The sequence below is a fragment of the Labrenzia sp. VG12 genome (assembly GCF_002237595.1).
Classification (GTDB): Bacteria; Pseudomonadota; Alphaproteobacteria; order Rhizobiales; family Stappiaceae; genus Roseibium.
The window spans coordinates 5,133,067-5,145,208 of record NZ_CP022529.1 but is presented as its reverse complement, the minus strand read 5'-3'; the positions used below and the strand labels follow the sequence as shown (position 1 = coordinate 5,145,208).

The following is a 12,142-nucleotide window of genomic DNA, read 5'->3' as shown; positions in this document are numbered from 1 at the left end:
CCCTGATCTAGATCGTTCCGCCGAGGGAGCTTTCCAGCTCCGCCATTTCCTGGCCGCCAGCCATCAAGTCCTGCAGTTCTTCGGGTGATATTTCACCACGTGTAGCCGTCCCCAATGTCTTGCCCCGATTGAGCACCGTGAACCTGTCGCCAACCGCCATTGCATGGCGCACGTTGTGGCTGATGAAGACAACGCCGACACCGTGGTCACGCACCTTGTCTATTGTGGCCAGTACATTGGACGTCTGACGCACGCCAAGCGCAGATGTCGGCTCGTCAAGGATCAGCACGCGCGCACCAAAATAGACAGCGCGCGCAATCGCCACGGTCTGACGTTCACCACCTGACAACGTGCCGACCGCCTGGTCCGGTGCGCGCAGGTTGATGCCCATCTTGCGCATTTCTTCCATCGTAATCTCGTTGGCGCGCCTGGCATCATATCGCTTGAGCAGATAACTGCCTTTGGTGGGTTCACGTCCCATGAAGAAGTTTCGTGTCACTGACATCAGGGGGATCATCGCAAGGTCCTGAAAGACGGTAGCGATGCCGGCCTCCATGGCATCCCTTGGACTGTTGAAAGACATGGGCTTGCCGTCGAGCAGGATTTCACCTGAGCTGGGCTTGTGCACACCGGACATCGTCTTGATGAACGTCGACTTGCCGGCGCCGTTGTCGCCGAGCAGGCAATGACATTCACCTGGCATGACATCGAAACTTACCCCCGCCAGAGCGATCACGTTGCCGAAGTGCTTCTCAATGTTTTCCATATGGATGATTGGCTGGGACATGATCAGCGCTCCCCCGTGACACGCTTGCGGATGGCGTTATTGAACAGAACAGCCAAAAGGAGCATCCCGCCCAGGAAGACCTGAAACCAGTCCTGATCGAAATCGGTGTAGGTGAGGCCGATCACGACCATTCCAAAGATGATCGAACCGAAAAACGCACCAATTGCGGACCCATATCCACCCGTCAGCAGGCAACCACCAATCACGGCTGCGATGATGGCCTCGAACTCCTTCTGGAAGCCGCGACGCGCATCGGTCGACCCCGCATCCATAACGGTGATGATGGCGACAAGTGCTGCGCAGCAGGCTGTCACCATGAACAGCGATATCTTGACCTTGTTGACAGGCACGCCCGAATTCGACGCGGCCATGCGATCGCCGCCTGCAGCGAAGATCCAGTTTCCCGCAGGCGTTTTCAAAAGGATGTAGGTGGCCAGGAGTGCGATCACCACGAACCAGAGGATTTCAACCGGGATACCTGGAACCTTCGGCGTTCCATTCTTGAAGGTTTCGATCCAGCCGGTGGCGGCGAGATACTCAAAAAGCCCTTTGAATGCTTCACCGGAAAAGAACGGCGCCAGGAAATCACCTTCCACAGCGTCCCGCACGCCGCGCAACTGGGTCGACCCTCCTGTCGCCAGTTTCAGGCCAACAAGAGACAGACCGCGCAGGATAAAGAGAAACGCCAGGGTCACAATAAACGAAGGCAGTCCTGACCGGATGACTATGGCACCATTGATGGACCCCACAAGCGCTGCAAAGACAAACGTGGCTGGAATTGCAATCACCAACGGCAGGCCCATTGTCACTGTACATGCGGCAAAAAACAGACCTGCGAACGCAACCATTGAGCCGATCGAGAGATCGAACTCCCCACCAATCATCAAAAGGGACGCACCAATTGCCAGAATGCCGAGCTGTGCAGCCGGTGTCATGAAATTCATGAATCCCGCCAGCGTGAACATGGCCTTGTCTGCTGTTAACAGGAAGAAGACCGACACAAGCACCAGACCGGCAATGGCACCGAGCTCAGGCCGCTTCATCACCTTGGCGGTAAAGGATTCCTTTTTGATTCTTTCGTCGGCTAAACGATCTGCTTCGGTGCTCACGTCCATCTCCCATTTTTATATAAATGGGGCGCTGGCCTTTCAGCAGCGCCCCACGCATTTGGCCGATTAGCGAATGCCCTGTGCAGACAACTCGATGACTTGAGACGCTTTCTCACCAGTGATCAGATTCGGACCGGAAGGTACGTTGCCACCCGGAACAAGCCCGAAGTCAGCGTTGAGTGACAGGAACACGACCGGAAGGTAGCCCTGCAGGAATTGCTGCTGATCAATCGCGAACGCCGCATCGCCATCGACAATGGACTGCAGGAAGCTTGCAGACAGGTCGAATGAAGCGACCTTGACGTCACGGCCGGAGCTCTTGGCCGCAGCAACCGAGGGCTCACCAGCCGTCGAAGCGCCCAATGCCATCACGGTGTCGACGTCAGGGTCGGATGCCAGAGCGGCGGAGACTTTCGATTCGATTTCGGCTGGATCGTTGGTTGTCGGCAAAACGGTCACCGCTCCACCAAAGCCCTCGCTAAAACCTTCGCAACGAAGATCAAGCGATACGTTTCCGACCTCCTGGTTGACACAGATGGCTTTTTTGCCGCCCATTTCAGCCAATTTGGCGCCGGCAGCCTTGCCTGCGTCGTATTCATCCTGGCCGACATGAAGCAAGGCGCCAAGCCCCTTGGACACGTCCGAACCGGAGTTCATTGAAATAACCGGAATGCCGGCAGCGACGGCGCGCTCGATTGACGGGCCCAGTGCATCGGCGTCGGGAATGGACACCACGATCCCGTCCGGCTGCTGATTTACCGCGGCATCAATCAGTTGAGACATGGCGACCATGTCGAAGGTTTCCGGTGACCGAAACTCGACATTCGCCCCTGAATCCTTGCCGCCTTTTTCGACGCCGTTTTTGACCACAGACCAGAACGGATCGTTTGCCTGGCCATGCGCCACCACAATGATATCCGCAGCGAATGCCGCACCAGCAACCACGATTGCGGCTGCCGAGGTCGCGAGCGTTGCCAAAAGTTTTTTCATCAATTCCTCCCATTGAGAAGCCTTGAGCGACCCTGGCCGTCAAGGCGAAATCGCCGACACGATTGTCGACGCCATTCCCGCTGCCGCCTGCGACAGAGCATTTCATGGCCGCGGGCTCACGCCGCATGAAAGACTTGGTGAAACGAAGTGGCAGGCCGCGTTTTGACGCGGACTATCACCATGTCCTCCCAGCATGGTGGGCAAACGCTATCGATTTTTGCACCCGCGTGCAAGATTTTTTTGCACGCGGGTGCAAAAATGAATGCACACGGGTGCATTTCGTTGACAATCAGACCTTTTGAAAACCAAGATGGCGCATGACCAAGATCGACGAGAATAATCAGCCAACCGTGACTGCTGACGATGTTGCCGAAGCTGCAGGAGTATCGCGGTGGACCGTGAACCGAGCTTTCAAGAAAGACGCCTCCATCTCAAACAAGGCGCGCGAGAAGGTCATAAACGCTGCAAATGCACTTGGTTACGTCCCGGACCTTCTTGCATCCAGCCTTGCTTCTGATCGCAGTAACCTTGTCGCCCTGCTCGTCGATGACTTCGCTAACCCCCACAAGCTTGTCATGCTGGAGAGGCTGACCAGAGCCCTTCGGAAAAACGGCTGGGATTCGCTTTTGGTGAATACGCTGGATCCGGATGACACTTCCGCAGCGCTCCTCACCGCAAGCCAACGGCGCGTTGATGCTGCCGTGCTGATTGGCAGCGGCTTCGATGACAAGGCGCTTGAAACCGCGCTGGGTGCGCGCCGTGTAAAGAAGCTTGTCGTTTTCGCCCGCATCTCGGAAAATCCGAACACAGTATCCATCTGCTGTGACGATCGGGCAGCCATGTCGGAAATCGCTGATCACGTCATTGGACAGGGATATCGGCGCCCCCTGTTTGTCGCCGGACCGCAATTGCAATCAGCACATCTGATGCGCAAGGAAACGTTTCTGAATTGCTGGGAAATCGCCAGGGGTGCGCGCCCGGATGTCATTTCGCCTAACAGCTATGACCCGGAGCTGGCCTATCAATCTGTCACCGACCATTTCAGATCGTTGCCTGTCTCTGACCGACCGGATATCCTTGTTTGTGAAAACGATGCCATCGCCATCGGGGCCTATGACGCTTTGCGACACGAATTTGGTGTCAGCATTCCGCAGGAAATTGCGATCACCGGCTTTGACGACGTACCGCAGGCTGCAAGTCCTCATTACAACATCACGACCTATCGCCAACCGATATCGGCAATGGCCGAAGGCCTGATCAGTATTCTGAAAGGGACCGACACAGAACATGATCTCAGTAAGTTTACTGGCAAGCTGGTCGTCAGAGGCAGCGCGTAGTTGCCCACGGCCCTATTGAAGCTGACCGACCGCATAACTGGCGAAACTTTGACGCCAAGAGCCGATTTGATTGAGCTTGAATCGCGACTTTCCAACAGGCACCAAAATCGTTTCATGACTTTCCGGGCATGTGGAGCATCGCTTCTGCAGAAGTCGTAGCCTTGACGCGGTCTTGACATGTCGGTGTCATCCGACAGCGCTCAGACCGTCAGACCGTAACGCGCTCCTCGGGCAAAGGTCCCGAGATCAAAGTGAAAGCCTGCCGGCAAAACGTGTTCCCAGCTTACGGTAGAGCTGGTTAGTCTGATGCTGCCACCACAGTCTCTTGACGAAGAACTTTGTTCAGATTTCCTGCGGCCTGTAGTCGGAAGCAGCCGACGGCACTACACCTTGCAACAAGGAAACGGATTTCTCCAGCCCTTCCAAGGCGTTGAGTAACACGTCTTCATGCTCAATCGAAATCCAGCCGTCGTAGCCTGCCATTTTCAGACGATAGCAAAACTGCCGCCACCATTCCTCGCCGTGACCGAAGCCCAGGGTGATGTAGGACCAGCTTCGCGCGGGAATATCCATCAAGGAACCGTTTTCCAGAAGGCCCGTTGTCGCCTGAACGGGAGCGTTCAAGAGTGTGTCCTTGGCATGGACATGGTAAATCGCCTCGCCAAGCGCTTCTGCGGCCAGAAGCGGGTCAGCCCCCATCCAGAAGAGATGAGAGGGATCAAGATTCGCCCCGATCAGGGAACCGATCTCATCACGCAGTTTCTTCAAGGAAGGGACATTGTAGACGCATTGATTGCCGTGAAGCTCAAGGGCGATCCGCTCGACACCGTTTTCAACAGCAAGCGCGGCAATGTCACTCCAGAACGGAAAGAGTTTTTCTTCCCATTGAAATCGGAGTATTTCCTGCGTTTCCGGGGGCCATGAGGAAACAACCCAGTTTGGCATGGAATCTTGCGCATTTCCCGCCGGTAATCCGGACATTGCACAGACAGTCTTGATACCCAGCTCCCCAGCGACCCGTATGGTGTTTTTCAATCCCTCCCGTTGAGACGCGTCCGTCGGATGCAACGGGTTCCCATTTGCATTGAGCGCGATGATCTCAAGCCCACGATCGTCAAAGACCTTCCGGAAAGCCTTGCGTGCCGAAGCACTGTTCAGCATTTCGAGCAGCCTGAAATGCGGTGCGGTCGACCAGCCACACGTATTCACTTCCACACCACTCACCCCAAGGCGCGCCGCGTTGTCGAGCATCTCGTTCAGGCTCAGGGACCCGAGACTGTCCGACACAAAACCCAACTTCATGTATAAAACTCCGGCTTGGCGATCATGTTCACAGGCACCTTGTGACCCGATTGCAGGGCTGCGACACCCGCTTCCGCGGTGACGGCCGTGGCATACCCATCCCAGCAATCAGACGCGATTTCGGGAAACCGGCCGGATTCAACAAAGGCGATAAAATCCCTATTCTGGCGGCGATAGGCCTCCCCATATCTGGGGCGCCAATCGGATGCATAACTGGTGCGTGAGGTCAGCGAAATATCGAGCCGGGAGTGCACCGGGTCGACCAGAGAGATTGCACCGTTTTCACCGACCAGTTCGGCACGCACATCGTAACCGTATGAGGCGTTGTTGTTGATTTCGACGTTAACGAGCTGCCCCTCGCGTGTTTCCAGCACCAGAAACACCGGACCAACGCCTCCATTTTTTGTCCTGGGAGCAAATGCGGAAACGCCGGTGTATTCCGTATCCAGAATGAAACGGGCAACATCGAACTCGTGTGGCGCGGAATTGGTGATGGCCATTTCAGCCACGAACCCGGCCGCCGGCGTTTCGACATTCCGGTGGAAATTGTGCATCATGATCGCCTGGCCGAGCATGCCATCCGTCAATGCCTGCTTCATTTCGACATACGACTGGTCGTAGCGACGCATGAAGCCGAGTTGGATCAGTTTCGAACCGGAAGCCCGTTCCGCTTCCATCACCTGCAGACATTCATCCGAAGACTGGGACAGCGGCTTTTCGCACAGCACGTGTTTTCCGGCCCTGACACAAGCCAGGCTCAGTGCAGCATGCGTGCCGTCGGGACTGGCAATGATGACCGCATCCACATCCGTGCGCGCCACAACCTCTTTCGCATCAGAACCGACATCGGCCGCGCCAGTGCTCTCGGCGATGCGTCTGGCGCGCCCCCGATCCCTGTCGCAGACGACCTGAACCTTCGCGCCGGACACCTCCTCGGACACAATTCGGGCGTGGTCCGCGCCCATCAGGCCGGCCCCTATGATCGCAACTCTTATTGTCATCTTTTCAATCTGCTGGCTGTTGCTGAGCGGCGGCCCGCACGAAGCGGGCCGCCTTGGGAGGGAAAGGAGGAAGGGCAGTTCCCCCTTTCACGCGAAGTCTCAACTCTCCGGCGGAGGCGGATGTCCCTCATGAGTTTGCATGTAACCTTCTATGCTGGCCTCCAGATCCGCCATGGATTCTCCACCGGCCATCAGGTCCGCAATCTGTTCACGCGTCTTCTCACCCTTGCGGAAATCTGCCGCGACAGCTCCCCGGATCAGGACTGCGAAGTGATCTCCAACCGCCATGGCATGCATGACCTGGTGTGTAATGAAGATTACGGCCAGACCGCGCCGTTTGGCTTCGTTCACGATGCGTAGAACATGAGCGGCCTGCTTGACGCCCAAGGCGGCAGTTGGCTCGTCCAGGATCAGAACACGCGCACCGAAATAGACAGCGCGCGCGATCGCCAGCGATTGACGTTCTCCACCGGACAATCCTCCAACAAGCCGGTCGCCGTCGGTGATCCGGGTAATACCCATTTTCTGAACTTCTTCGACTGCGATCCGGTTGGCCTTTCTGCGATCGTAAATCTTGAAAGGTCCAAACCCCTTGGTCGGCTCCACCCCCATGAAGAAATTGCGCCCCACGGACATCAGGGGATAGGTTCCCCCGAATTGGTGAACCGTCGCGATGCCCCGGTTCTGTGCGTCACGAGGCCCGTTCAGTGTTGTGATCTCGCCATCCATCAGGATCTTGCCGCTTGTTGGCTGATGCACGCCGGCAAGTGTCTTGATCAAGGTCGATTTCCCGGCGCCATTGTCACCAAGGAGGCAGAGCACCTCTCCTTCGCTCACCTTCAAGCTAATTTCATGAAGCACATCAATCGGACCGAAAGACTTGTCGACCTGACGCAACTCGATCACGGGATTCTTTTCCGACATCACCGCTCTCCCTGCTTCTTCTTGCTTGTCCAGGCCGTCGCCAGACTCCGGAACGTGTCGTTCATGAGAACCGCGATCAGAAGCATCACACCAATGATCAGGAAGGAAAGATTTCGATCGATCTCAGTGAATCCGATGGCCTGAGTGACGATGGAAAGCGTCAGGGCTCCGAAGACAATGCCCCAAACCGTTCCGAAGCCACCTGTCAGGAGAACGCCTCCAACAACAACGGAAATGATGGTGTTGAATATCAATCCGAAATTGGCTTGCGACGTTGCGGAATTGAAGGTCATCACCTGCAACACCCCTGCAAAGGCAGTGCAGGTTGAGCAAAGCATGAACAGGCTGATCTTCAGGCGACGTGTCGGAATGCCGGCATTGCGAGCACTTTCCTGATCGCCACCCAACGCAAAGACCCAGTTCCCCCAAGGCGAATAGTGCAGGAAAAACACGAAGGCGGCGACCATGGCGGCCCACCAGAAAACCGACGTTCTGAAACCGCCGACTTTCCCCCCAAACAGCTCCTTTGCCCATTCCGGCGCATGATAAAACGAATTGGTGTTGTTGATGAAAAAGATAGACAGGTAAAGCGTCAGGCCTGCGACCGCGAACAACGTCGCGAGCGTCACGATAAAGGACGGCACCTGTGTGCGGGTCACGATAAATCCGTTTACAAATCCGATCATCGCTCCAATTGCGAGCGCGGCGAACACCCCGACAAGAACGTGCATTTCATAGTGGCCCGACACGATTGCAACCGTCATTGTCGCTGCCGGAAGAACCGCTCCCGTTGAAATGTCGAGTTCCCCCGCGATCATCAGAAAACCGACAGGAATGGCAATCATTCCAATCAGCGAAGCATAATTGACCCATGTCGTGACGCCTGGAACCGAAAGGAAGTTTCGCCCAAAGCCAAAAAAGGAAAACAGGACGAATACCGCCACAAACCCCATGAATGCGCCGGCGGCAGGGCTGCGCAGAAATGCGCCAAAATCGAATCCGGAGGAAGTTGAAGGGCTTTCTGTCCCGGTCGGAGTGTCGGTTTTGCCGGTCGTTGTTGTGTCTGCCATTTGCAGATGCCTCTCCTGCAGATGGAACCTTCAGCTACGAGTTGGTGAAGCTTTCCATGCTGACCCGGCCTGAGGCGGCCGGGTCGGTTTTGATTTTTGAGGTTATCGCGCGCCCAGCTTTACGCCTTCGATGGCGGTCTCGACATTGGATGCATCCACAATCGCCGGCCCGGTCAACACGGGCTTGGTCGCGATCTCGGTTCCAAACTTCAGGTTTGCAAACAGCATTGAAGTCGCCAGGAAGCCTTGCAGATAGGGCTGCTGGTCGATGGCCATTGCCTGCGTTCCGTTCGAGATGCGCTCCAACACAGAGGCCGACATGTCAAATGTTCCGAGCTGGATTTCGCCAGTCTTGCCAAGCTGGTCAATCGCAGAGGCAGATGCATCTGCAGCCCACGCGGCCAGATTGATAACGGCATCAATGGACGGGTCTGCGATCAATTCAGCCTTGATGGCTTCGGAGGTCCCCACCATGTCCTGGTCGAGATTTGCCGGAACACGCAGAATATAAGCTGCGGCGCCGGCTTCCTTGGCGCCATCTTCAACGCCCTTGCAACGGGTCTCCAGGTTCACCGCACCAGGGTTCTGAATATGGCAAAGGATCTTCGTTGCCCCTTTTCCTGCGAGATATTTGCCGCCTGCAACCCCGGCAAGATATTCGTCGGAGCCAAAGTAGTTCAACGCGTCATAGTTTTTCATTTCGCCCTGGCCGGCGTTGAATGACGTGATGACGACGCCTGCGTCCCGTGCAGCTTGAAGAGCAGGAGTTTCAGATTCAGGCAACCAGTTCGGTATCGCAATCCCTTCAGCACCCTGGGCGACGGCCTGCTCGATCAACGACACAAGATCAGGACCGAAATTGTCGTAGTTCTGGGTCTGCATGAAGTTCACGGTGCCGCCATTGGCTTCCACCATGAGCGTTGCGTCATCGACACCCTTTTTCACCATGTTCCAGAACCCATCCTGGGCAGATCCCACAATCACGGCAATATCCTGGGCTGCTGCCGGCGCCGACATGACGGCGCTGAGGAGAGCGGCTGCAATTGCTGACTTGAATTTCATAAAAGGTCCTCCCGTTTGCCCTGTCGAAATGACAGGTTTCAATTCAGTTTCCTCAAGACCCGACGCGCGAAAATACGTACATATTTGCGCGACATCGACTGTGTTCGATTTGGGAGGCTTCAATCAACAAACGCAAACAGATCCACGATAAGTTTCTGATTTTATTTGTTTATTTTTGAACTTTGATACGCTTTTTCTTTTGTGCGTATCGAACACCATTCGTGAAATCCTCCCATCAGCCTGTCCGGATCGGTAAAAGACTGATAGGGATGTCTTGGCAGATTGAAATGAATAAGATCAAGTACCTCAAAAAATATCAGAAAATTTCATTTCAAAAAGCTTCATTCAGACTACAAAATGAGGCTAAATGAGATGAAACGGGCTGGATGACACGATATGAAACGACCAACAATCCCGGATTTGGCCGAAGCCGCGGGCGTCTCGGTGTCGACCATCAACCGGATCCTGAACGATGCGGGAAACGTCCGCCAATCTACGCGCGAGCGCGTCTTACGGGCAGCCGCAGAGATTGGGTTCTACGGGCTCGGCACCATCGAACACGCGGTGAGCATTGGGCGGGAAAGGCACCGATTAGGCGTGCTCCTGCAACGCGGCGACCGGACATTTTATCGAAATCTCGGAGATGCACTCACCACAGAAGCCGAAGCCTTTGCCGGTGACCGGATCGAACTGACACTGGAATTTCTTGAGGATCTCTCCCCCGACAAGGTGGCCGATCATATTCGCTCTCTTGGCGAACGCTGTGAATCATTGGCCGTCGTTGCGCCGCAGCACCCACTTGTGGCGGATGGTATAGACTGGGTCATCAACCGCGGCGTCCCTGTGACCTCACTGATTGGCCCGCTTTCCGCGCGTGGCAACGTCAGTTTTGTCGGGCTGGACAACTGGAAAGTTGGGCGCACTGCCGCCTGGGCGTTTGACAAAATGGTTCGCAAACCGGGAAAGATCGGTATCCTGGTTGGCAATTATCGCCTGCGAAACCAGGAGATGAACGAGAGCGGTTTCCGCATGTATTTCCGTGAGCACAACAACAAGTTTGTTTTGCTGGACCCGCTAATTACCTACGAAACGGCCGCTGTCGCTCGTGAGCTTGTCGAGACTATGCTGACGACACATCCCGACATGTGCGGCCTCTTCGTTTCAGGCGGAGGTATTACCGGCGCAATTTCCGCCTTGCGAGACACACCGAAACGAGACGATTTCGTCTCGGTTGGCTATGAGCTTTTTGGTGAAACACGGGCAGCATTGATCGACGGCACACTCTCATTGGTCATCTCGCACCCGATGCGAACGTTTGCCCGGAGAAGTCTCGAAACCTTGATCAAGACCAAGAAAACAGGTCCTGACGCGGGCGCACAGCGCGTGACGATCGGGTTCGAGATCTACTCCCCTGAGAGCGTTTAATTGTCTCGCGCGTCCCGAAGGTCGGGATGTGAGATCATTGCCGAGACAGGCGTTGAGGTGACGACTTGTCCAAGTGTTCCAGCGCAGGTCTGAAAACTTCCTGTCGGCTCGTTTGTGAAGCAGCTGTCCGTTTCATTCCATCTCTGGCTGAAATCCAGCTTCATCAAGACTATGTACCGCACAGACAACCAGTACCGGCGAAACCCAAGCCGCTTCAGCCTTCCAGAATTTTCTTAAGAGACACCACTGCCGCCGAGGTTCGATTTTCGACGCCGAGCTTGCCGAAAATCCGGTCCAGGTGCTTGTTCACCGTGCGGGGGCTCATGTCCAGGATCGCGGCAATCTCCTTGTTGGACTTACCATTGGCGATCCACATCAGAACTTCAGCTTCCCGTTCTGTGAGGTCAAATGCCTTTCTCAGGATATGGGTCGGGCCGCCGCCGACCACTTCAGCCACGCGCAGCAGATGTTCACTTGAACTGATTTGCCCGGCATAACTGAACCGCAGCGACAGCCCTCCCGTTGTCGCAACGACATCGCTGTCGGAAAGTCCGCTCTTTCCGGTTTCCAACAAGTGGCTGCGCAGCCACTCAATCGCTTCCGAAGGCAATTGCTCAACAGCCTCCGGGCCAATCCCTTCCGTGCCGTCGAGCAACGCCAAGGCTTGCGGCGTTGCCCAGCAGACCCTTCCGGACAGATCAACCGAGATCAGAAAACGGCCCGACGCGTCCAGGGCGACATGGGCACTGTGGCTGTTGCGTGCATTCGAGATATGGACCCGAAGCCTTGCAATGAGTTCCTCCGGGTCGACCGGTTTGGTTACATAGTCCACACCGCCGGATTCCAGACCTCGAACGATATGTTCGGTCTGGCTCAAACCCGTCGAGCTCGGGCATGACGGCTTCGGGCTCTCTCTTTGCTGCCTTGCCTGAACTCCTCGCCGAGTCGATGGTTCAATAAACCGTCAAAACATCGTCAATCCAAACCGGAAATATATGTCGAAAAACTGCGGACGTTCACATGCTGGTTAGAAGAATTGCAACGGGATAGGGTTCAGTGTTGAACCGACGAGAAAACTGGAGATCCAACCTAGGTTAGTGCGCATCCGAACTTTGCAAAAAATAGTATTTTGAAA

Annotated in this window: 12 protein-coding genes; 3 read left to right on the top strand and 9 right to left on the bottom strand. The window is 55.5% G+C overall.

What is annotated here, in order from left to right; translation table 11 throughout:
* Positions 1-7: 7 nt before the first annotated feature.
* From CHH27_RS23770 to CHH27_RS23760, 3 genes are all read right to left on the bottom strand, one after another.
* On the bottom strand, positions 8-787 hold the full coding sequence (locus tag CHH27_RS23770; RefSeq protein ID WP_094073801.1) for an ATP-binding cassette domain-containing protein: 780 nt from the start codon (positions 785-787) through the stop codon (positions 8-10).
* 2 nt (positions 788-789) lie between these two features.
* On the bottom strand, positions 790-1,896 hold the full coding sequence (locus CHH27_RS23765) for an ABC transporter permease (protein WP_247646154.1): 1,107 nt from the start codon (positions 1,894-1,896) through the stop codon (positions 790-792).
* A 66-nt stretch (positions 1,897-1,962) separates the two neighbouring features.
* Positions 1,963-2,886, bottom strand: coding sequence for a sugar ABC transporter substrate-binding protein (locus CHH27_RS23760; protein WP_094073799.1), 924 nt, complete (start codon positions 2,884-2,886; stop codon positions 1,963-1,965).
* A gap of 22 nt (positions 2,887-2,908) precedes the next feature.
* Between CHH27_RS23760 and CHH27_RS27810 the strand changes: the two genes are divergently transcribed.
* Together CHH27_RS27810 and CHH27_RS23755 are read left to right on the top strand one after the other, a co-directional pair.
* Positions 2,909-3,052, top strand: coding sequence for a hypothetical protein (locus CHH27_RS27810; protein ID WP_157739085.1), 144 nt, complete (start codon positions 2,909-2,911; stop codon positions 3,050-3,052).
* A gap of 151 nt (positions 3,053-3,203) precedes the next feature.
* On the top strand, positions 3,204-4,223 hold the full coding sequence (locus CHH27_RS23755; protein ID WP_094073798.1) for a LacI family DNA-binding transcriptional regulator: 1,020 nt from the start codon (positions 3,204-3,206) through the stop codon (positions 4,221-4,223).
* A 342-nt stretch (positions 4,224-4,565) separates the two neighbouring features.
* On the opposite strand, the gene CHH27_RS23750 is transcribed toward CHH27_RS23755, so the two are convergent.
* The 5 genes from CHH27_RS23750 to CHH27_RS23730 form a co-directional block, all read right to left on the bottom strand.
* Complete coding sequence (locus CHH27_RS23750) at positions 4,566-5,525, bottom strand: sugar phosphate isomerase/epimerase (protein ID WP_094073797.1); 960 nt, start codon at positions 5,523-5,525, stop codon at positions 4,566-4,568.
* On the bottom strand, positions 5,522-6,526 hold the full coding sequence (locus CHH27_RS23745) for a Gfo/Idh/MocA family oxidoreductase (RefSeq protein WP_094073796.1): 1,005 nt from the start codon (positions 6,524-6,526) through the stop codon (positions 5,522-5,524). Before CHH27_RS23745 ends, CHH27_RS23750 begins: the two co-directional genes overlap by 4 nt.
* Before the next feature lie 99 nt (positions 6,527-6,625).
* On the bottom strand, positions 6,626-7,450 hold the full coding sequence (locus tag CHH27_RS23740; RefSeq protein ID WP_094073795.1) for an ATP-binding cassette domain-containing protein: 825 nt from the start codon (positions 7,448-7,450) through the stop codon (positions 6,626-6,628).
* A complete protein-coding gene (locus tag CHH27_RS23735) occupies positions 7,450-8,520 on the bottom strand; it encodes an ABC transporter permease (RefSeq protein WP_094073794.1) in 1,071 nt (356 codons plus the stop codon). The genes CHH27_RS23740 and CHH27_RS23735 overlap by 1 nt, the downstream gene beginning before the upstream one ends.
* Positions 8,521-8,622: 102 nt before the next feature.
* Positions 8,623-9,705, bottom strand: a complete 1,083-nt coding sequence (locus CHH27_RS23730) for a substrate-binding domain-containing protein (protein WP_247646152.1) — start codon at positions 9,703-9,705, stop codon at positions 8,623-8,625.
* A 273-nt stretch (positions 9,706-9,978) separates the two neighbouring features.
* Here CHH27_RS23730 and CHH27_RS23725 point away from each other — a divergent pair, with 273 nt between their 5' ends.
* On the top strand, positions 9,979-11,007 hold the full coding sequence (locus CHH27_RS23725; RefSeq protein WP_094073792.1) for a LacI family DNA-binding transcriptional regulator: 1,029 nt from the start codon (positions 9,979-9,981) through the stop codon (positions 11,005-11,007).
* Positions 11,008-11,221: 214 nt separating this feature from the next.
* Here the strand turns inward: CHH27_RS23725 and CHH27_RS23720 are convergent, their stop codons facing one another.
* A complete protein-coding gene (locus tag CHH27_RS23720; RefSeq protein WP_094073791.1) occupies positions 11,222-11,884 on the bottom strand; it encodes a LuxR C-terminal-related transcriptional regulator in 663 nt (220 codons plus the stop codon).
* Positions 11,885-12,142 lie beyond the last annotated feature (258 nt).

Excerpts from the sequence above, each read along its gene's own strand:
- CHH27_RS23770 (WP_094073801.1), bottom strand. The coding sequence starts at position 787 with ATGTCCCAGCCAATCATCCATATGGAAAACATTGAGAAGCACTTCGGC.
- CHH27_RS23760 (WP_094073799.1), bottom strand. The coding sequence starts at position 2,886 with ATGAAAAAACTTTTGGCAACGCTCGCGACCTCGGCAGCCGCAATCGTG.
- CHH27_RS23755 (WP_094073798.1), top strand. The coding sequence starts at position 3,204 with ATGACCAAGATCGACGAGAATAATCAGCCAACCGTGACTGCTGACGAT.
- CHH27_RS23750 (WP_094073797.1), bottom strand. The coding sequence starts at position 5,525 with ATGAAGTTGGGTTTTGTGTCGGACAGTCTCGGGTCCCTGAGCCTGAAC.
- CHH27_RS23745 (WP_094073796.1), bottom strand. The coding sequence starts at position 6,526 with ATGACAATAAGAGTTGCGATCATAGGGGCCGGCCTGATGGGCGCGGAC.
- CHH27_RS23740 (WP_094073795.1), bottom strand. The coding sequence starts at position 7,450 with ATGTCGGAAAAGAATCCCGTGATCGAGTTGCGTCAGGTCGACAAGTCT.
- CHH27_RS23735 (WP_094073794.1), bottom strand. The coding sequence starts at position 8,520 with ATGGCAGACACAACAACGACCGGCAAAACCGACACTCCGACCGGGACA.
- CHH27_RS23725 (WP_094073792.1), top strand. The coding sequence starts at position 9,979 with ATGAAACGACCAACAATCCCGGATTTGGCCGAAGCCGCGGGCGTCTCG.